The sequence below is a fragment of the Streptomyces sp. NBC_01707 genome (genome assembly GCF_041438805.1).
In the GTDB taxonomy this organism is placed as follows: Bacteria; Actinomycetota; Actinomycetes; order Streptomycetales; family Streptomycetaceae; genus Streptomyces.
In genome coordinates this window covers 3,689,203-3,709,294 of sequence record NZ_CP109190.1, presented here as the reverse complement: position 1 = coordinate 3,709,294, position 20,092 = coordinate 3,689,203, and the positions used below count along the sequence as shown (strand labels likewise).

The following is a 20,092-nucleotide window of genomic DNA, read 5'->3' as shown; positions in this document are numbered from 1 at the left end:
GATATGCGCCGAAAAGTGCCCAGCGGCGCGCCCTGCCCCCCGCCCCCGGGGCATGTGGGGCGCGATGTCACAATGGGGGACGCTTGTGCCTGTATTCACAAGCCGTCGCGACCCTCCCACCGAAGGTGCCCTCGTGGACATCAAGACCGCCACCGCCCTGCACCGGCTGCGCCTCATCTCGATTCCCGAGGCGCTCTCCTTCCCGGCGCTGATCATCTTTGGCTCGATCCTCAGCCGTGTCTCGGACATCGACTACCTGATGATGCCGCTCGGCATGCTGCACGGCGTCCTCTTCGTGATCTATGCCGTCCTGCTGCTGGACGTCTGGTCCAAGACCAAGTGGCCGCTCAAGCGCGTCGCCTTCTTCTTCCTGCTGGCGCTGCTCCCGTTCGGCGGTCTGTACGGCGACAAGGTGCTGAAGCGCTACGAGGCCGACGGCGTCATCGCCGCCCGCGCCCGCCGGGAAGGCGTGGTCCAGGCATGATCGTCGCCTTCTCCGTCAGCCCGCTGGGCGTCGGCGAGGACGTCGGTGAGTACGTCGCCGACGCCGTCCGAGTCGTCCGCGACTCCGGACTGCCCAACCGTACGGACGCCATGTTCACCTCCATCGAGGGTGAGTGGGACGAGGTAATGGACGTCGTCAAGCGGGCCGTCGCGGCCGTCGAGGCCCGCGCCGGACGTGTCTCCCTCGTACTGAAGGCCGATATCCGCCCCGGCGTCACGGACGGCCTGACCTCCAAGGTCGAGACGGTCGAGCGGTACCTCGCGGGCTGACAGCGGCCCGCCGCACCACCTGGCGGACCCCCGCGCCGTACGGCGCGGGGGTCCGCCGTCACCCGGTGTCCGCGCCGGACGTCACCGCGAGTGCGATCCCGAGGGGCGTGCGCTCGTACAGCACCTGATGTCCGTACCGCCGTGACGTCAGCAGTCCCGTTGCCCGCAGCACCGAGAGATGGGCCGATACGGAGGACGGCGCGAGGCCCAGCCGGTGGGCGAGCGCGCTCGTCCCGGCCGGTTCGTCGAGTGCGCACAGCACGTCGGCCCGCGCCCGGCCGAGCAGCCGGGCGAGCGCCTGCGGCGTACGGTCGGCGGGCTCCGTCCACAGCCCGCCGATCCCACGCGCGGGATAGATCACCGCGGGCAGCCAGGGCGGTTCGTATCCGCTGACCACATCCGGCCAGGCGAACACGCTCGGCATCAGGACGAGGCCCTGCCCGCCGAGCACCCGGGAGTGCCGGCCTCTCATCCCGACCAGCGTGAGGGTCGAGTCCGTCCATCTGAGCTGGGGACTGAGCTCACCGAGCAGCCGCGCGAAGCCGACCTCGGCCAGCCGGCGCGAGTGGTAGGCGATGTCCGCCTCCAGCAACGCGCGCAACCGCGGCCAGTCCGGCTCGACCAGGGTCCGCCAGGCCTGTTCCAGCAGTGCGGACAGCTCGTGCAGCGCCCGGGCGGGATCGGCGAGCAGCGCCTGCCCGGCAGGGGAGTCCAGCGCACCCGGCTGGTCGGCGAGCGTCAGGGCCAGGTCCTCGCGGATGAGCCCGGGATCGATGGCGCGTACGCCGGCGATCTCCTCCTCGAACGAGGCGTAGGGCCCCAGCGGCGGCGGGCAGAGGAAGTCCGGGTTGTGTCCGCCCTCCGGCATCAACGACCACAGCGGCCCGAGGTCGAGACCCGCGGCGGCGTCCTGGATGCGCCGCAGCCACGGCTGGTGGTAATCGTGCCGCCCGGGGTGCCGAAGCGTGCGCACCGCGGCCTGGGTCTCCCAGAGCGGGGAGAGCGCGAACCGGCAGCGAAGCAGATCGTTCTCGTCGAGATGCAGATGGAACGGCATGGGCGGCCTCACGAAGATTCGGCGTCAGCCGAAAGTCTACGGAGCGGGGCCCCCGGTCCTCCAAGCTGCGGTCATGCCGAGCAACAGCCCCTCTCCGGCGGGCGGCCCCCGCGACGCGGCGGACACCCCGCACGGTCCGACGCGCCCACGCGACCCGTCAGCCGCGCCCCGCGCCGCGACCGCCCATCACGCCGAAGCGGTGCAGGTCTCGGCCCCTTCCCCGGAGCGCGCCGACCTCATTGACCCGAAGCCGTCGCCCGCGCTCCGGGACCGGGCGCCCGCCGCGTCCCCCGAGCCCACCCCTCGCGGTTACCGTGCCGTCTTCGCCGTGCGGGAGTTCCGCGCCGTCTTCGCCGCCCATCTGCTCTCCCTCCTCGGCGTCGTGGTCAGCGAGCTCGCGCTCACCGTCCTCGTCTACGACCTCACCGGCTCGCCCCTGCTCAGCGCCCTCACGTTCGCGCTCGGCTTCCTGCCGTACCTCGTCGGCGGCACCCTCTTCGCAGGCGTCGCCGACCGCTACCCGGCCCGCCGGGTTCTCGTCACCTGCGATCTGGTCTGCGCGGGCTGCGTCGCCGTCATGGTGCTGCCGGGCACCCCGGTCGGCGGGCTCCTCGCGCTGCGCTGTCTCGTCGCCTCCGTGTCGCCCGTCTTCACCGGGACGCGGATGGCCGCGCTCACCGACATCCTCGGCGAGGGCGACCTCTATGTGCTGGGCCGCTCGCTGCTGCGGATCGTCTCGCAGAGCGCGCTGCTGATCGGCTTCGGCGTGGGCGGTGTGCTGCTTGCGGCACTGTCCGCGCGCGGGGCGATCACGATCACCGTCGGGACGTTCCTCTGCTCGGCGGCCCTGCTCCGCTTCGGCACCCGCGACCGGCCCGCCAGGAACGGCGGTGACCGCGGCGGCGCGCTGCTCAAGGAATCGCTGGCCGGGGCCCGCGTCGTCCTCGCCGACCGCAGAATCCGCGCGCTGATGCTGCTCTTCTGGGTACCCGCGCTGTTCGTCGTCGCACCGGAGGCTCTCGCCGCCCCGTACGCGGACGAGATCGGCCTCGGCCCGGCGGCCCTGGGGCTGCTGATGTGCGCGATGCCGGTCGGGCACATCGCCGCCGAGCTGTACGCAGGCGCCGTGCTGGCCCCGCGCATCCGCTCCCGGATCGTGCTGCCGGTCGCCGCCGCCGGGCTGCTGCCGCTCCTGCTGTACGGGCTCCGCCCCGGCATGGTGCTGACCCTCGTGGCGCTCGCGCTGGCCGGGGTGGGGGCGGCGTACATCATCGGCCTCGACCAGTGGTTCGTCGACGCCGTCCCGGAGGAGCTGCGGGGCCGGGCCATGACCTTGCTCACCGCGGGACTGATGACGGTCCAGGGCATCGGCATGGCCCTCGCCGGCCTTGCAGCCGAGTTCCTCCCGGTGCACCGGGTGGTCGCCGGCTCCGGGGCGATCGGCGTCGTCTGCACCCTTCTGCTGGTCCGTGAGGTCAGCAGAACCGCACGCGCGACCGCACCTGCGGACGGTAGCCGGACCGAAGTGCGAGACGGGGCTGACCAGCATATGACCAGTGGGTAAGGTCGGTGCCGTGCCGAAGCCCCTCAGTCTCCCGTTCGATCCCATCGCCCGCGCCGACGAACTCTGGCAGCAGCGCTGGGGTCCGGTCCCCGCGATGGGGGCGATCACCTCGATCATGCGTGCGCAGCAGATCCTGCTCGCCGAGGTCGACGCGGTCGTCAAACCGTACGGGCTGACCTTCGCGCGGTACGAGGCGCTGGTGCTGCTCACCTTCTCCAAGGCGGGCGAGCTGCCGATGTCCAAGATCGGCGAGCGGCTGATGGTCCATCCCACCTCCGTGACGAACACGGTGGACCGGCTGGTCAGGTCCGGTCTGGTGGCCAAGCGTCCCAACCCGAACGACGGTCGCGGCACGCTCGCCTCCATCACCGGGAAGGGCCGCGAGGTGGTCGAGGCGGCCACCCGGGACCTGGTGGACATGGAGTTCGGGCTCGGGGCGTACGACGCCGAGGAGTGCGGGGAGATCTTCGCCATGCTGCGTCCGCTGCGGATCGCGGCCCACGACTTCGAAGAGAAATAGCGTCTTCTTTCGAGTCGGGCCGGGTTCCCGGGGTCCGGCAGCCACGACCCCCGGCCCGCTTCAAGATCCCCCCGGCTGCCCGGTTACGCTCGTTGCCATGAAACGCAGCGTGCTGACCCGGTACCGGGTGATGGCCTACGTCACCGCCGTCATGTTGCTGGTGCTCTGCACCTGCATGGTCTTCAAGTACGGCTTCGACACCGGTGAGGGGCTGACGCTCGTCGTCTCCCAGATCCATGGTGTGCTGTACATCATCTACCTGATCTTCGCCTTCGACCTGGGCTCCAAGGCGAAGTGGCCGATGGGCAAGCTCCTCTGGGTGCTGATCTCCGGCACGATCCCGACCGCCGCGTTCTTCGTCGAGCGCAAGGTCGTGCAGGAGATCGAGCCGCTGGTCGCGGACGGCTCCCCGGTCACCGCGAAGGTCTGACCCGGCCCCACCCGAACCGCCCCGCGCAAAGCGCCGGGCGGTTTGTCATCGACATTTACTAGGACGTCCTAGTAAATTGGGTTCCATGGACGCTGACGCGATCGAGGAAGGCCGCCGACGCTGGCAGGCCCGTTACGACAAGGCCCGCAAGCGTGACGCGGACTTCACCACGCTCTCCGGGGATCCGGTCGAGCCCGCGTACGGGCCCCGCCCCGGGGACACCTACGAGGGTTTCGAGCGGATCGGCTGGCCGGGCGAGTACCCGTTCACCCGGGGTCTCTATCCGACCGGCTACCGCGGCCGCACCTGGACCATCCGCCAGTTCGCCGGCTTCGGCAACGCCGAGCAGACCAACGAGCGGTACAAGATGATCCTCGCCGCGGGCGGCGGCGGGCTCAGCGTGGCCTTCGACATGCCGACGCTGATGGGCCGCGACTCCGACGAGCCGCGCTCGCTCGGCGAGGTCGGGCACTGCGGTGTCGCCATCGACTCCGCCGCCGACATGGAGGTCCTCTTCAAGGACATCCCGCTCGGCGACGTCACGACGTCCATGACGATCAGCGGCCCCGCGGTCCCCGTCTTCTGCATGTACCTGGTCGCCGCGGAGCGCCAGGGCGTCGACCCTGGGGTGCTCAACGGCACGCTCCAGACCGACATCTTCAAGGAGTACATCGCGCAGAAGGAGTGGCTCTTCCAGCCCGAGCCCCATCTGCGTCTGATCGGCGACCTGATGGAGCACTGCGCCGCCGCCATCCCCGCGTACAAGCCGCTCTCGGTCTCCGGCTACCACATCCGCGAGGCCGGGGCGACGGCCGCGCAGGAGCTCGCGTACACCCTCGCCGACGGCTTCGGCTACGTGGAGCTCGGCCTCTCCCGCGGGCTCGACGTCGACACCTTCGCCCCCGGGCTCTCCTTCTTCTTCGACGCGCACCTCGACTTCTTCGAGGAGATCGCCAAGTTCCGCGCGGCCCGCCGGATCTGGGCCCGTTGGATGAAGGAGGTGTACGGGGCGAAGACCGACAAGGCGCAGTGGCTCCGCTTCCACACCCAGACCGCCGGGGTCTCCCTCACCGCCCAGCAGCCGTACAACAACGTCGTACGGACCGCGGTCGAGGCCCTGTCCGCCGTCCTCGGTGGCACCAACTCGCTGCACACCAACGCCCTCGACGAGACCCTCGCCCTCCCGTCCGAGCAGGCCGCCGAGATCGCGCTGCGCACCCAGCAGGTGCTGATGGAGGAGACCGGTGTCGCCAATGTGGCGGACCCGCTCGGCGGCTCCTGGTACGTCGAGCAGCTCACCGACCGGATCGAGGCCGACGCCGAGAAGATCTTCGACCAGATCAAGGAGCGCGGCACCAGGGCGCACCCGGACGGGCAGCACCCCATCGGGCCGATGACCTCCGGCATCCTGCGCGGCATCGAGGACGGCTGGTTCACCGGCGAGATCGCCGAGTCCGCCTTCCGGTACCAGCAGTCGCTGGAGAAGGGCGACAAGCGGGTCGTGGGCGTCAATGTCCACCACGGCTCGGTCACGGGCGACCTGGAGATCCTGCGGGTCAGCCACGAGGTCGAGCGCGAGCAGGTCCGCGAGCTCGTCGGCCGCAAGGCCGCCCGTGACGACGCCCGGGTGCGCGCCTCACTGGACGCGATGCTGGCCGCCGCCCGTGACGGCTCGAACATGATCGGGCCGATGCTCGACGCGGTACGGGCCGAGGCGACGCTCGGTGAGATCTGCGGGGTCCTGCGGGACGAGTGGGGCACATACACCGAGCCGCCCGGCTTCTGACGGGGGCGCGGCCAAGGGGCGCGCGCTACGTGGCGGCCGCCGCGCCCAGCCCCGAGAGCAGCAGAACCGTGAAGCGCCGGGCCCAGTCCTCGTCGACGGGCTCGGCGCTCACGAGCGCCCGGTGCACGACCGCACCGGCGATCACGTCGAAGATCAGGTCGGCCGTCATGGCGGCCGTCGCCTCGTCCGCCTCGACGGGCAATTCGCCGCGCTGCTGTGCCCGTTGCCGTCCCAGCAGTACGAGTCGCTTCTGCCGGTCGACGATCGAGTCGCGGATCCGGGCCCGCAGCGCCTCGTCGCGGGTCGACTCGGCGACGACGGCCATCAGCGCTGTCCTGGTCTCCGGCCGCTCGAGCAACCCGGCGAACTGCAGCACCACACCCTGCACATCGGCCGACAGGCTGCCCAGATCAGGCAGTTCCAGCTCGTCGAAGAGGACCGCGACGGCGTCCACGACCAGTTCGTTCTTTCCGGCCCAGCGGCGGTAGAGGGTCGTCTTGGCTACCCCGGCCCGTGTGGCCACATCACCCATCGTCAGCTTCGACCAGCCGAGGTCGACCAGCGAGGCCCGGCAGGCCTCCAGGATCGCTTCATCGGCCGCAGCGCTGCGCGGTCGTCCCGTTCGAGCGGGTTTGGGGTGGCTGTGGCTCAGCATCTCGTGACCATACCCGCCGGTAGCGATAACAAGCCGTTCCCGTTCGTCGTGAGACAGATCACCGAACACTCTTGTGCACCAGGGGTGCGGGCCAGTTACGCTACGGGTCGTAGCGTAAGGACGACGGCCATGCCGTTGCTGCGCCACGAGCGAACGACAGCCACATGCGCCGGGTGGGGACCCGGCGGAAAAAAGGGCCCGCCAGGGCCCTCGGGCCGTGGATGTCCGTGCGCCCCGCACACCGGCGGGAGCCACGGACGGATGCGGTTACCGGATCGCTTTCCGGAACGGCGTGCCAAGGGGGGAGGATGTACGTATGCAGCCTAGGAACATGTCCATGAGCGGCGTCGTCGACCTCGCCGCGGTGAAGGCGGCCGGCGAGGCCAAGGTGAAGGCGGAGCAGGCCCGTGCCGAGGCCGCCCGGCAGGGCGGCGGCGCCGCCGTGCCTCCGTCCGCCCTGGTGATCGATGTCGATGAGGCGGGCTTCGAGCGCGACGTTCTCCAGCGCTCCGCCGAGGTCCCCGTCGTCATCGACTTCTGGGCCGAGTGGTGCGAGCCGTGCAAGCAGTTGGGGCCGCTCCTGGAGCGTCTGGCCCGGGAGTACAACGGCCGCTTCCTGCTGGCCAAGGTCGACGTCGACGCCAACCAGATGCTGATGCAGCAGTTCGGTATCCAGGGCATTCCGGCGGTCTTCGCCGTCGTCGCCGGGCAGGCCCTCCCGCTCTTCCAGGGCGCGGCCCCGGAGGCCCAGATCCGGCAGACCCTGGACCAGCTGATCCAGGTCGGCGAGGAGCGGTTCGGCCTCACCGGGATCGCGGTCGACGCGGCCGCGGACGGCCCGGAGGGGGCCGAGCAGGGCCCGGCCGAGGTGCCGGCCGGTCCGTACGACGCGCTGCTCGAAGCGGCGGTCCAGGCGCTGGACGCCAACGACTTCGCAGGCGCCGTGCAGGCGTACAAGAACGTGCTCTCCGACGACCCGGCCAACACCGAGGCCAAGCTGGGTCTCGCTCAGGCCGAACTGCTCTCCCGGGTGCGGGACATGGACCCGCAGCAGGTCCGCAACGACGCCGCCGAGAAGCCGGGCGATGTGGCGGCGCAGATCGCCGCCGCCGATCTGGACCTGGTCGGCGGACATGTCGAGGACGCCTTCGGGCGGCTCGTCGAGACCGTGCGCCGCAATTTCGGCGACGAGCGGGACGCGGCGCGACTGCGCCTCCTCGAGCTGTTCGAGGTGATCGGCCCGGAGGACCCGCGCGTCGTCGCCGCACGCACGGCGCTGGCCCGGGTCCTGTTCTGATGTGACAACGCGGCCGTGGTGCCCCGCGGGCGCCACGGCCGTTTTTCGCGGTCGAGCGACAAGACCCGCCTCTGCTTTACCAAATCTTGATAAAAGCTCGGGCTGTTACTCGCAGTAAATCGCACGTTTGGATCTGTCCGCTTACGGACCTCCATCTCCCCTTTTCTCCATGCGCCCTGCACCACCCTGTGTGGCCGGTCGATGTCACCCGGTTGTGCATCGGTTATCGGGCCGTTACTAGCGAGTAACGATCCCCCTTGTGTCGCGGGCGCGAATGGACCACGATCGGCCACGCTCGGTCCAATGACGCCAGCCCGACCGCCAGTCGGCGCGGCGGCCGAATTGGGTCCCCACCGAGTCGGTCGGCGGCAGTGGCGCCGGCTGCGGACAGGGGGGTTCCTGCTGACCGGCAGGGCCTGTCCGAAGAGGTTGCGCGAACGCGTGGCCAGTGGTTGTCGCTCGGGGGTGATCGCCAGTGATTCGGACGCGGTTCACGCCTCCGGTTCCGGCGCTCCCCTTCCCGAGGACGTAGCACTTCTCCCATCCCAGGACGGGCCAGGCCCGGACCGGAGATGTACGTCCGAGAAGGAGGAAAGTCATGGAGTCCCAAGTTCGTGGCGGGACCAGATGGAAGCGGTTCGCTCTCGTCATGGTGCCGAGCGTCGCCCTGACGGCGGCGGTGGGTGTATCCCTTGCACAGGGTGCGCTGGCCGCTTCGTTCAGCGTCTCCGGCCAGTCGTTCAAGGTGACGGCTGAGCACCTGGACGGCAAGGGCTTCTCGCAGTACGGCGGTATAGACGCCGGCTACGCGGAGCTCAAGGGTGACAAGAAGACCCTGCACCCGGTCGCGATCTCGTCGTTCAAGTCGGCCGACATCACGGGCATGTGCCAGTCCGTTGTCACGCCGGACATCCCGCTCCTCGGGTCCGTCAGCCTCCAGCTGAAGGCCGGCGGCGGCGGTACCCCGGTTCACGCCGAGAACCTGTACCTCGACGTTGCGGATCTGGACGCCGACGCCACGTTCACCAACATCGACATCGGTGTTGCGGCGAAGGACGCCAACAAGGGTCCGAAGATCAAGGAAGGCGAGAACGTCAACGAGAACGGTTTCGCCCAGCAGGCGGACCGTGCGGTTCTCGACAACGTGAAGCAGAAGGCGTGGGCGACCACCGCCGGCACCTTCAAGCTCAGCGGCCTGAGCATGCGCCTCTACAACGGCGTCAAGGAGTGCTACTAAGCACTCCGCCCGGGTGGGCGGGGAAGCGTGAAGCTGCCCCGCCTGCCCGTCTCCCACTCTCTTTTCACAGCAATACCGGTTCCAGGGAGCTGTTTTCCATGAGCGCCGAGACCACAGGTTCCCGCGACTTCGCCTACTGGCGGCTGCGGTTCCGTGCCTGGCGGCACACCCGGCCGTTCTGGGCCGGCCTGCTCACCGCACTCGGTGGGGCGCCGATCGCGTACTTCCCGTACGCCAATCTCAAGCTCGGCCACCTCACGCTGGCCATGGCGACCACCGCGGGTGCGGGCTCACTGATCATCGGTGTACTGCTGGTCACGCTCGGTCTGACCATGTGGTACCACCAAATTGTCCGGGTGTTCGCCGGTGTCGCCTCGATCCTTCTGGCGCTGGTCTCCATTCCGGTGTCCAACCTCGGCGGTTTCGTGGTCGGGTTCCTGCTCGCCCTGATCGGCGGCTGCCTCGCCCTGTCCTGGGCCCCGGGCACGCCCACAGGTGAGCAGCCGGCCAAGCACGCGGCCGGACGTTCCCCGAAGGGCCCGGAAACTCCTGAGGGTTCGGCGCCTTCCGGCACGGAACCTCAGTTCGGCGCCGGACCTACGTACAGCCCGGGTCCCGCTCCGTGGAGCGACGACAGCACGAACGGAAAAGTTGAAGCCAACGGCGGGAGGAACAGTGCGGGGTGACGAGACGCAGCTGAACTCGACCGGAGGCGAGGTTTTCCGGAGCAGAAGCGGGCCGCGTCACGCGGCCCCCAGGAAGTCACTGCTGACGAAGCTGCACATACCCGCGGGCAAGGCCTTCGCTCTCGCCGCGATGCCGACGGCGGTCTTTGTCGGGATGGGGCTCACCCCCAAGCTTGCGCTGGCCGACGACGCGACGGACATCCCGTTCGCGCCGGGCCCCTGCGTGACCCGTTCCGACGAGCCGAGCGAGTCTCCGGAGCCGTCGGCCTCGGAGACGAAGTCCCCGTCGCCGTCCGCCAGTGAGACCACCGGCGACAGCGGCTCGGACCAGGGCGACGGGGCGACCCCGAAGCCTTCGGCGACCTCGTCGTCGAGCGGCACGTCGAATTCGTCGAGCGACGAGTCCGCCGCGACGCCGAGCGCCTCCCCGTCGCCCACGGCGACGAAGAACGCGCTGGACCCGCTGGGCGTCGGCGACGCGCTCAAGGGCCTCCTCGGGGGATCGGACCAGGAGACGGCGAGCCCGTCCCCGAGCGCCACCACCGCTTCCCCGAAGCCGTCCGACACCGCGACCAAGTCGACCGACAACCCCGTCGGCAAGGTCACGGACACCGTCGGCAAGACCGCCGACGCCATCCGTGACGCGGCGGGCAAGGCGGGCAAGACGGTCGAGGAGCTCGACGAGGGGGTCAAGGGCCTCGACCCCGTGAAGGACCTGGACATCCCGGACGGCGCCAAGGAGCGCTTCCCGTGCCCCACCGCCGACCCCAAGGCGCTGGCCGCGGCCGACCTGGAGCAGGGCATCCCCCGGCTGCCGAACCAGCCGTGGATCCTGGAGAGTTCGCTGCTCACCCTGAGCGGGCTCGACTACAAGGGCATCGTCGAGGTGGAGAAGGGCGACGGCACCACCAAGAAGGTGCTCAAGTTCACCGCCTCGTCCGTCGACATCAAGGACCTGCACCAGCTGACGGAGGGGCCGAACGGCACCACCGGTCATGTCCAGGCGCGGAAGGGCTCCACGTCCACCATCCGCAACGGCACGGTGACGATGTACACGGAGGAGCTGAAGGGCAACCTCTTCGGCCTCATCCCGATCACGTTCAGCCCCCAGACCCCGCCGCCGGTGAACGTACCGTTCGCGTTCTTCACCAATGTGAAGGTCACCCAGGCCGGCCAGTTCGGCGGCACGCTCACGGTGCCTGGGCTGCACAACTACTTCACCGGCGGCAACGGCTAGCGCCGGTGGATCCAGGACCCGTTCGGGAGCCGCACAGGACCGTGGCCCGCACCCCCTTCGAAGGGGATGCGGGCCACGGTCCTGTGCGGGGCGAACGCGTCAGTCGCGGGCGCCGCCGCCCACGTGATGCACGCGGACCATGTTGGTGGTGCCGGGGACGCCGGGGGGCGAACCGGCCGTGATGACCATCGTGTCGCCGGCGTTGTAGCGGCTCAGCTTCAGCAGCTCCGCGTCGACCAGGTCCACCATGGCGTCGGTGTTGTCCACGTGCGGGACGACGTGCGCCTCGACGCCCCAGCTCAGCGCGAGTTGGTTGCGGGTGGACTCGTCGGTGGTGAAGGCCAGGATCGGCTGTGCGGCGCGGTAGCGGGAGAGCCGGCGGGCCGTGTCACCGGACTTGGTGAAGGCGACCAGTGCCTTGCCGTCCAGGAAGTCCGCGATCTCGCAGGCCGCGCGGGCCACCGAACCACCCTGGGTACGGGGCTTCTTGCCCGGCACCAGTGGCTGCAGACCCTTGGAGAGCAGCTCCTCCTCGGCTGCGACGACGATCTTCGACATCGTCTTGACCGTCTCGATCGGATACGCGCCGACGCTGGACTCGGCGGACAGCATGACCGCGTCCGCACCGTCCAGGATCGCGTTCGCGACGTCGGACGCCTCGGCGCGGGTCGGCCGCGAGTTGGTGATCATCGACTCCATCATCTGGGTCGCCACGATCACCGGCTTGGCGTTCCGTCGGCAGAGCTCCACCAGGCGCTTCTGCACCATCGGGACCTTCTCCAGGGGGTATTCGACGGCCAGGTCGCCACGGGCGACCATGACACCGTCGAACGCCATGACGACGCCCTCCATGTGCTCGACGGCCTGCGGCTTCTCCACCTTGGCGATGACGGGGACCCGGCGGCCCTCCTCGTCCATCACCTTGTGGACGTCCTTGACGTCGCTGGCGTCCCGCACGAAGGAGAGCGCGACCAGGTCGCAGCCCATCCGCAGGGCGAACCGGAGGTCCTCCACGTCCTTCTCGGACAGGGCAGGGACGTTCACCGCGGCACCGGGCAGGTTGATGCCCTTGTGGTCGGAGATGACCCCGCCCTCGATGACGATGCTCCTGACCCGGGGGCCGTCGACCGAGACGACCTTCAGCTCGACGTTGCCGTCGTTGATCAGGATCGGGTCACCCTTGGCGACGTCGCTCGGCAGACCCTTGTAGGTCGTACCGCAGATCGACTTGTCACCGGGGACGTCCTCGGTGGTGATGGTGAACTCGTCCCCACGGACCAGTTCGACGGGGCCCTCGGCGAACTTCGCCAGGCGGATCTTCGGGCCCTGGAGGTCGGCGAGCACGCCCACCGCCCGGCCCGTCTCGGCGGCCGCCTTGCGGACGCGGTCGTAACGGCCCTGGTGTTCCTCGTGGGAGCCGTGGCTGAAGTTGAAACGGGCCACGCTCATGCCGGCCTCGATCAGAGCGACGAGCTGCTCATGGGAGTCGACGGCGGGACCGAGGGTGCAGACGATTTTGGAACGGCGCATGAGGCGGATCCTATCGGTTTGTTTCACTGCGGAATATTCCGTCTGGTGGAAGATACAAAGGGGCGCGGGGGTGCTCAGTTGTCGACCTGTCCGACCGGCATTTCCTGTCCGGCCGATTCGGCCCGTCCGACCAGTGCGAAGGTCTGGTCGGCGATCTCCAGCTCCTCGTCCGTCGGCACCACGGCGACCGCGACCCGCGCGTAGTTGGGCGAGATCAGCCTCGGTTCACCGGACCGAACGGCGTTGAGACCGGCGTCCACCACCAGGCCGAGCTCCTCCAGACCGGCGATCGCAGCCTCCCGTACGGGCGCCGAGTTCTCCCCGACCCCCGCCGTGAACACCACAGCATCCACTCGCCCGAGGACCGCCGAATAGGCGCCGATGTACTTCTTCAGCCGGTGCACGTAGATGTCGAACGCCAGGGCAGCCCGCTCGTCGCCCTCGTCGATCCGGCGGCGGATCTCCCGCATGTCGTTGTCCCCGCAGAGCCCGACCAGTCCGCTCTTCTTGTTCAGCAGGACGTCGATCTCGTCGGTGGACATGCCTGCCACCCGCTTCAGATGGAAGGTGACCGCCGGGTCGATGTCCCCGGACCGCGTCCCCATCACCAGCCCCTCCAGCGGGGTCAGTCCCATCGACGTCTCCACGCACCGGCCGCCCGCCACCGCCGAGGCCGAGGCGCCGTTGCCCAGGTGCAGCACGATGACATTGACCTCCTCGGTGGTGCGTCCCAGCAGCTCGGCGGCCTTGCGGGAGACGTACGCGTGCGAAGTGCCGTGGAAGCCGTACCGACGGATCCGGTGCGCGTCGGCGGTCTCCACGTCGATCGCGTACCGCGCCGCGTACTCCGGCATCGTCGTGTGGAACGCGGTGTCGAAGACGGCCACCTGCGGCAGGTCGGGGCGCATCGCCTGGGCGGTACGGATGCCGGTGATGTTCGCCGGGTTGTGCAGCGGCGCCACCGGGACGAGCCGCTCGATCTCCTTCAGCACCTCGTCGGTGACGACGGTGGGCTCGGTGAACCGCAGTCCGCCGTGCACCACCCGGTGGCCGATCGCCGCCAGTTCGGGGGAGTCCAGGCCGAGCCCGTCGGCGGCCAGCTCCTCGGCCGCCGCCTTCAGCGCGGCCGCGTGGTCGGCGATCCGGCCGGTGCGCTCCCGTGTCTCGGCGTCGCCCCCGGTCAGCGGGGTGTGCAGCAGACGGGAGGTCGTCTCGCCGATCCGCTCGACCAGGCCGATCGCGAGCCGGGAGCGGTCGTTCATGTCGAGGAGCTGGTACTTCACCGACGAGGAGCCGGAGTTGAGGACGAGTACACGACGGGCCTGCACGGCGGCGGAACCTTTCTTCGTGGGGGTGGTGGTCATGGCGTTCACTCCTGGGCCTGCGCCTGGATCGCCGTGATGGCCACGGTGTTGACGATGTCCTGGACCAGCGCACCGCGCGACAGGTCGTTGACGGGCTTGCGGAGCCCCTGGAGCACCGGCCCCACAGCCACGGCGCCCGCCGAGCGCTGCACGGCCTTGTACGTGTTGTTGCCGGTGTTCAGGTCCGGGAAGATCAGCACGGTCGCCTGCCCCGCCACCTCCGAACCGGGCAGCTTGGTCGCGGCCACGCTCGGCTCGACCGCCGCGTCGTACTGGATCGGGCCCTCGATCCTGAGGTCCGGCCGGCTCTCGCGCACCCGGTCCGTGGCCTGGCGCACCTTGTCGACGTCGGCCCCCGTGCCCGAGGTGCCCGTCGAGTAGGAGAGCATCGCGATCCGCGGCTCCACACCGAAGCGGGCGGCCGTGGCGGCGGACTGGGCGGCGATGTCCGCGAGCTGCTCCGCGTCCGGGTCCGGGTTGACCGCGCAGTCGCCGTACACCAGGACCTTGTCGGCGAGGCACATGAAGAAGACGGACGACACGATCGACGCGTCCGCCCGGGTCTTGATGATCTCGAAGGCGGGGCGGATCGTCGCCGCGGTGGAGTGCACGGCCCCGGAGACCATTCCGTCGGCCAGGCCCTCCTGGACCATCAGGGTGCCGAAGTAGTTCACGTCCGAGACGACGTCGTAGGCCAGCTCCACCGTGACCCCGCGGTGCGCGCGTAGCTGTGCGTACCGCTCCGCGAACGTCTGGCGCAGCTCGGAGGTCTGCGGGTCGATCAGCTGGGTGTCGGCAAGATCGATGCCGAGGTCGGCCGCCTTCTTCCGGATGACGTCCAGGTCGCCGAGGAGGGTGAGGTCGCAGACGTCACGGCGCAGCAGTACATCGGCGGCGCGCAGCACCCGCTCCTCGGCGCCCTCCGGCAGCACCACCCGACGCCGGTCCGCGCGGGCCTGCTCCAGCAGCTCGTGCTCGAACATCATCGGCGTGACGCGGCCGCTGCGGGCCACCGAGATCCGGTCCAGCAGGGCGGCGGTGTCCACATGGCGCTCGAAGAGGCCGAGTGCGGTCTCCGCCTTGCGAGGCGTCGCCGCGTTCAACTTGCCCTCCAGTGTGAAGAGTTCGGCCGCTGTGGGGAAAGAACCGCCGGCCACCGACACGACCGGGGTGCCCGGTGCGAGCCGTGCGGCCAGCTTGAGTATCTCCTCGCCGGGGCGCTCGTCCAGCGTCAGCAGCAGACCCGCGATGGGTGGCGTGCCGGCGCTGTGCGCGGCCAGTGCACCGACCACCAGATCCGCCCGGTCCCCGGGCGTGACCACCAGGCAGCCGGGCGTCAGCGCGTTCAGGAGGTTCGGCAGCATCGCACCGCCGAAGACGAAGTCCAGCGCGTCCCGGGCCAGCCCCGCGTCGTCGCCCAGCAGTACGGTGCCGCCGAGCGCCGCGGTGATCTGGGCGACGGTCGGCGCGGACAGTGCGGCGTCGTCCGGCAGGACCGAGCACGGCACGGGCAGCCGCGCCGTCATCCGCTCGGCGATGACCTCGCGGTCCTCGGCCGCCACCCGGTTCACCACCATCTCGAGGACGTCGCAGCCCAGACCCGCGTACGCCCGGTAGGCATTGCGCGTCTCGGCCCGCACGGACTCCGCGTCCTGTCCCTTCCCGCCGACCACCACGATCACCGAGGCGCCGAACTCATTGGCCAGCCGGGCGTTGAGCGCCAGCTCGTCGGGGAGCTGCGTGGCAGCGAAGTCGGTGCCGAGGACCAGTACCACCTCGTACATCCGGGCCACCCGATGGAAGCGGTCGACGAGCCGCGAGACCAGTTCGTCGGTACCCTTCTCCGCCTGCAGCGCGGACGCCTCCGCATAGTCCAGGCCATAGACCGACGACGGGTCCTGGGCGAGCCGGTAGCGGGCCCGCAGCAACTCGAACAGCCGGTCGGGGCTGTCGTGGACCAGCGGCCGGAACACCCCGACCCGGTCCACCTGACGCGTCAGGAGCTCCATGACTCCCAGATCGACGACCTGGCGGCCGTCTCCCCGGTCGATCCCTGTCACGTACACGCTGCGCGTCACGCATGCTCTCCCGTCGTTCTGGATGTTTGGTGTGGTATCGACCGTTTTGACGATACCTGCGGGTGCGGACCGGCCGCCCCCGGGGCGAAAGCCCCTGTTCCGGGGCGCTGCACACGCCCTGCAGCGGTCGGATGCCGCGCCCCGGACAGGCCGAGAGCGCGAGGTCCGGAGCTGACGTGGGACAATCGTTGTGGCTCACGGTACGGGGGATTCCGCAGTCGCCCCCGAAATGCACGGCACTAACGAGCAGGAGATACGGCACGATGCGCATCGGAGTTCTCACCGCAGGCGGCGATTGCCCAGGTCTGAACGCAGTGATCCGGTCGGTCGTGCACCGCGCCGTCGTGGGTCACGGCGATGAAGTCATCGGGTTCGAGGACGGCTTCAAGGGACTCCTCGACGGCCACTTCCGCCCCCTCGATCTCAACGCGGTCAGCGGCATCCTCGCGCACGGCGGCACCATTCTCGGCTCGGCCCGGCTGGAGCGTGACCGGCTCCGCGAAGCCGCCGAGAACTGTGACGAGCTGAGCCGCCGTTACGGCATCGACGTGCTGATCCCGATCGGCGGGGAGGGCACCCTCACCGCGGCCCGGATGCTGTCGGACGCCGGGATGCCCGTCGTCGGCGTCCCGAAGACCATCGACAACGACATCTCGTCCACCGACCGCACCTTCGGCTTCGACACGGCGGTGGGCGTCGCCACCGAGGCCATAGACCGTCTCAAGACCACGGCCGAATCGCACCAGCGGGTCATGGTCGTCGAGGTGATGGGCCGGCACGCGGGATGGATCGCCCTGGAGTCCGGCATGGCGGGCGGTGCGCACGGCATCTGTCTGCCCGAGCGGCCGTTCGAGGTCGCGGACCTGGTCAAGATGGTCGAGGAGCGCTTCGCCCGCGGCAAGAAGTTCGCGGTCATCTGCGTCGCCGAGGGCGCGCACCCGGTCGAGGGATCGATGCCGTACGCCAAGGGTGAGATCGACCAGTTCGGCCACGAGCGCTTCCAGGGCATCGGCAACCGGCTCGCGGTCGAGCTGGAGACCCGCCTCGGCAAGGAGGCGCGGCCGGTCATTCTCGGCCACGTCCAGCGCGGTGGCACGCCGACCGCGTACGACCGGGTGCTCGCGACCCGCTTCGGCTGGCACGCGGTCGAGGCGGCGCACCGGGGTGACTTCGGCCGGATGACGGCGCTGCGCGGCAACGACATCATGATGGTGCCGCTGGCCGACGCGATCACACAGCTGAAGACGGTGCCGAAGGACCGGATGTACGAGGCGGAATCGGTGTTCTGACCGGCGCGTCCGACTCTCCGCAGGGGGGCCGGCCTCCAGGGTCGGCCCGCCGAGGGCCGGGCCGGTCGCGCAGCCTTCAGGCCCCCGCCGTCCCCCAGAACCGCGCCACGATCCCGTCCAGGAACACCCGACCCGCCTCCCCGTCCGAGCCCGCCCGCTCCGGACCCCCCGCGCTCCAGCTCAGCGTCGACACCATCAGCGCCTGGTAGTCGGAGTGCAGCTGTTCCAGCACGTCCTGCAGCCGCCGCCGCTCCAGCGGCACCAGCTTCGCCACCGGCCGGGTGTACGCCTGCCAGCGCGTTGTCACCGCGCTGCGCAGCAGCTCCCCGAGCTCCTCGTTCCGCCCGGTCGCCGTCACGAAGTCGGCCGCCGTCAGCTCCAACGCCTCGCTGAGCGCCGCGGACTGGCGTTCGTTGCCGCGCCAGCGTCCCGAATCCTCCATCCGCTGGTACGCGGAGACGGCCAGCCCCAGCAGCCGCGCCAGCTCGTCCACGGCCAGACCGCGGGCCACCCGGTGTTCGCGCAGGGTGCGGGCGGCGGTCAGCAGATCACCCGGCGCGCACCACAGCACTCCGGCCAGCGCCGTGAGTTCCTTCTCGCCGGGCAGCGCGAGACCACGCTCCCAGGCGGCGACGGTGTCCGCGCTGATCCGGAGTCCGTACTGGGCGCCGAGGCCGTACGCGACATGACCGGGCGCCATCCCCAGGGCCTCGCGCAGTCGGCGCGCGGCGAGGGCGTTGAAGGGCGGGGTGGAGTGCACGGCCCCACCGTAGGAGCCGGGACCCGGCCTGACTACGGTGTGTTCGACCGAGATCACGGTTCGTAGGAACGTACTGGCCCGCGTTGCACGCTCATCCCTTGACCGCGCCGCCCAGGGCGAATCCGCCGCCCAGGCGGCGCGAGATCAGGATGTACAGCAGCAGCACCGGCGTCGAGTACAGGATCGAGAACGCCGCCAGCTGCCCGTAGACCACCGATCCGTAGTTGCCGAAAAAGGTGAAGATCGAGACGGAGGCCGGGAGTTGCTCGGGGGAGAGCAGCAGCATGAAGGGGACGAAGAAGTTCCCCCACAGCATGATGAAGGTGTAGATCGTCACCACGCCCACCCCCGGCCCCATCAGTGGCAGCACCACCCGGACCAGCGTCTGCGTCGTCGACGCCCCGTCCGTCCAGGCCGCCTCCTCCAGCACCTTCGGCACGCCGTCCATGAAGTTCTTCATCAGCCAGATGGCGAACGGAAGCTGGGCGGTGGCGAGGAAGAGCGCCGTCCCGTACATCGTGTCGATCAGATCGACCTGTACGAAGAGCCCGTACACCGGCACCATGATCGCGGTGATCGGCAGACATGTCGTGAACAGGATCGTCAGCAGATACGGGCGGGTCAGGCGCGAGCGGTGGCGGGAGAGCGGATACGCGGCCAGCGCCGCGCACACCACGGTCAGCAGCGTCGCACTGCCGCACAGCAGCAGACTGTTGAGCATCGGTGTGAAGGTGATCTCGTCGGTGAGGACCGCGTCGAAGTTCTCCAGAGTCGGTGACGTCGGCGGTCGCACCCGAAGATCGGCGCTGCCGTCCAGCGAGGCGAACAGCAGCCACACCAGCGGCAGCGCGAACGCCACCGCGACCAGCAGCAGCGCCCCGTCGGACGCCAGCCGCGCCCGGGTGCGCCGGGACGTCGTCACGCCTTTCACGCCCGTCACACCTCCACCTTCATCAGCCGCAGATAGACGATCGAGAACAGGGATCCAACCAGAAGCAGCAGCAGCGCCACCGCCGTCCCGTAGCCGATCAGACTGTTCACGAACGCCTGGTCGTACATGAACACCGGGAGCGTCTGGCTGCGGTTGCCCGGCCCGCCGCGGGTCATCGCCCAGATCAGTCCGAACACGGAGAGCGTGGACAAGGTGTTGAGCATCAGATTGGTGCCGATGGAGCGGCGGATCATGGGCAGCGTGATGTGCCACAGCCGGAGCGGCCCGCTCGCCCCGTCGACCTCGGCGGCTTCCGTGATGTCCTGAGGGATCTCGGCCAGCGCCGCCGAGTAGATCAGCATCGAGAACGCCGTGCCGCGCCACACGTTGGCGAACGACACTGCCAGGATCGGCAGCGTGAACAGCCAGTTCTGGGCCGGCAGATGGAGCTGGTCCAGGATCGCGTTCAAAGTGCCCTCACGGCGGAAGAACGCGTACAGCAGGAAGGCCGCGACGATCTCCGGCAGGACCCAGGCCGTGATGACCAGCGCCCCGGTGACCGTACGCACCGGACGGGACGCGGCCCGCATCAGACCCGCGAGCGCCAGTCCCAGCGTGTTCTGTCCGACGATCGACGACAGGAAGGTGAAGGTGAGCGTCAGCTGGACGGCGTTACGGAAGTTGTCGTCGGCGAACGCCCGTCGGAAGTTGGCGAAGCCGACGAAGTCGGAGCTCGACGATCCGGTCAGCTGGGTGTTGGTGAAGGCGATCCATACGCAGTAGCCGATGGGGCCGGCGAGGAAGAGCAGCAGCAGCGCGGTGGCGGGGGCGATCGGCAGCCACCGCCCCGCCTGCCGCCACGACCCCGCACGCCGCCGCGACCCTGCCTGCTGCAAC

General features: G+C 69.7%; 19 protein-coding genes. 11 read left to right on the top strand and 8 right to left on the bottom strand.

The window, feature by feature from the left end:
* Positions 1–133: 133 nt before the first annotated feature.
* Positions 134–484: a DUF3817 domain-containing protein gene (locus OG963_RS16585; protein WP_093772501.1), complete on the top strand. Its 351-nt coding sequence runs from the start codon at positions 134–136 to the stop codon at positions 482–484.
* A complete protein-coding gene (locus OG963_RS16580; protein WP_093772499.1) occupies positions 481–774 on the top strand; it encodes an MTH1187 family thiamine-binding protein in 294 nt (97 codons plus the stop codon). Before OG963_RS16585 ends, OG963_RS16580 begins: the two co-directional genes overlap by 4 nt.
* A gap of 58 nt (positions 775–832) precedes the next feature.
* On the opposite strand, the gene OG963_RS16575 is transcribed toward OG963_RS16580, so the two are convergent.
* A complete protein-coding gene (locus tag OG963_RS16575) occupies positions 833–1,831 on the bottom strand; it encodes a DUF5937 family protein (RefSeq protein WP_093772497.1) in 999 nt (332 codons plus the stop codon).
* Between the two features lie 73 nt (positions 1,832–1,904).
* Between OG963_RS16575 and OG963_RS16570 the strand changes: the two genes are divergently transcribed.
* From OG963_RS16570 to OG963_RS16555, 4 genes are all read left to right on the top strand, one after another.
* Complete coding sequence (locus OG963_RS16570; RefSeq protein ID WP_177309199.1) at positions 1,905–3,395, top strand: MFS transporter; 1,491 nt, start codon at positions 1,905–1,907, stop codon at positions 3,393–3,395.
* Positions 3,396–3,405: 10 nt separating this feature from the next.
* Positions 3,406–3,915 carry a MarR family winged helix-turn-helix transcriptional regulator gene (locus tag OG963_RS16565; RefSeq protein ID WP_030916064.1) on the top strand — a complete coding sequence of 170 codons (510 nt, stop codon included), beginning with the start codon at positions 3,406–3,408 and terminating at the stop codon, positions 3,913–3,915.
* A gap of 97 nt (positions 3,916–4,012) precedes the next feature.
* Complete coding sequence (locus OG963_RS16560; protein WP_030916066.1) at positions 4,013–4,345, top strand: DUF3817 domain-containing protein; 333 nt, start codon at positions 4,013–4,015, stop codon at positions 4,343–4,345.
* An 85-nt stretch (positions 4,346–4,430) separates the two neighbouring features.
* Positions 4,431–6,131 carry a methylmalonyl-CoA mutase gene (locus OG963_RS16555; protein ID WP_030916069.1) on the top strand — a complete coding sequence of 567 codons (1,701 nt, stop codon included), beginning with the start codon at positions 4,431–4,433 and terminating at the stop codon, positions 6,129–6,131.
* Between the two features lie 25 nt (positions 6,132–6,156).
* On the opposite strand, the gene OG963_RS16550 is transcribed toward OG963_RS16555, so the two are convergent.
* Complete coding sequence (locus OG963_RS16550; protein ID WP_093772495.1) at positions 6,157–6,786, bottom strand: TetR/AcrR family transcriptional regulator; 630 nt, start codon at positions 6,784–6,786, stop codon at positions 6,157–6,159.
* Positions 6,787–7,102: 316 nt separating this feature from the next.
* Here OG963_RS16550 and OG963_RS16545 point away from each other — a divergent pair, with 316 nt between their 5' ends.
* The 4 genes from OG963_RS16545 to OG963_RS16530 all read left to right on the top strand — a co-directional run bounded on the left by OG963_RS16545 (position 7,103) and on the right by OG963_RS16530 (position 11,243).
* Entirely contained in the window at positions 7,103–8,083 is a 981-nt protein-coding gene (locus OG963_RS16545) for a tetratricopeptide repeat protein (RefSeq protein WP_176902135.1), read from the top strand.
* Positions 8,084–8,681: 598 nt separating this feature from the next.
* Positions 8,682–9,320, top strand: a complete 639-nt coding sequence (locus tag OG963_RS16540; RefSeq protein WP_030916080.1) for a DUF6230 family protein — start codon at positions 8,682–8,684, stop codon at positions 9,318–9,320.
* 98 nt (positions 9,321–9,418) lie between these two features.
* Positions 9,419–10,006: a DUF6114 domain-containing protein gene (locus tag OG963_RS16535; RefSeq protein ID WP_030916084.1), complete on the top strand. Its 588-nt coding sequence runs from the start codon at positions 9,419–9,421 to the stop codon at positions 10,004–10,006.
* Positions 9,996–11,243 carry a hypothetical protein gene (locus OG963_RS16530; RefSeq protein ID WP_093929367.1) on the top strand — a complete coding sequence of 416 codons (1,248 nt, stop codon included), beginning with the start codon at positions 9,996–9,998 and terminating at the stop codon, positions 11,241–11,243. The genes OG963_RS16535 and OG963_RS16530 overlap by 11 nt, the downstream gene beginning before the upstream one ends.
* 99 nt (positions 11,244–11,342) lie before the next feature.
* Here OG963_RS16530 and pyk read toward each other — a convergent pair whose 3' ends face one another.
* From pyk to pta, 3 genes are all read right to left on the bottom strand, one after another.
* Complete coding sequence (gene pyk / locus OG963_RS16525; protein ID WP_030916090.1) at positions 11,343–12,773, bottom strand: pyruvate kinase; 1,431 nt, start codon at positions 12,771–12,773, stop codon at positions 11,343–11,345.
* 74 nt (positions 12,774–12,847) lie between these two features.
* The gene (locus tag OG963_RS16520; RefSeq protein ID WP_093772489.1) at positions 12,848–14,137 is read right to left on the bottom strand and encodes an acetate kinase; all 1,290 of its coding nucleotides are present in this window, start codon (positions 14,135–14,137) and stop codon (positions 12,848–12,850) included.
* Between the two features lie 5 nt (positions 14,138–14,142).
* Entirely contained in the window at positions 14,143–16,215 is a 2,073-nt protein-coding gene (gene pta / locus OG963_RS16515; protein WP_093772487.1) for a phosphate acetyltransferase, read from the bottom strand.
* Between the two features lie 263 nt (positions 16,216–16,478).
* On the opposite strand from pta, the gene OG963_RS16510 reads away from it, so the two are divergent.
* Positions 16,479–17,504 carry an ATP-dependent 6-phosphofructokinase gene (locus tag OG963_RS16510; protein WP_030916099.1) on the top strand — a complete coding sequence of 342 codons (1,026 nt, stop codon included), beginning with the start codon at positions 16,479–16,481 and terminating at the stop codon, positions 17,502–17,504.
* Between the two features lie 76 nt (positions 17,505–17,580).
* Here the strand turns inward: OG963_RS16510 and OG963_RS16505 are convergent, their stop codons facing one another.
* The 3 genes from OG963_RS16505 to OG963_RS16495 form a co-directional block, all read right to left on the bottom strand.
* Positions 17,581–18,204 carry a helix-turn-helix transcriptional regulator gene (locus tag OG963_RS16505; protein ID WP_319326066.1) on the bottom strand — a complete coding sequence of 208 codons (624 nt, stop codon included), beginning with the start codon at positions 18,202–18,204 and terminating at the stop codon, positions 17,581–17,583.
* A gap of 151 nt (positions 18,205–18,355) precedes the next feature.
* Entirely contained in the window at positions 18,356–19,204 is an 849-nt protein-coding gene (locus tag OG963_RS16500) for a carbohydrate ABC transporter permease (RefSeq protein ID WP_037821749.1), read from the bottom strand.
* The gene (locus tag OG963_RS16495; RefSeq protein WP_256223398.1) at positions 19,201–20,091 is read right to left on the bottom strand and encodes a carbohydrate ABC transporter permease; all 891 of its coding nucleotides are present in this window, start codon (positions 20,089–20,091) and stop codon (positions 19,201–19,203) included. The genes OG963_RS16500 and OG963_RS16495 overlap by 4 nt, the downstream gene beginning before the upstream one ends.
* Position 20,092 lies beyond the last annotated feature (1 nt).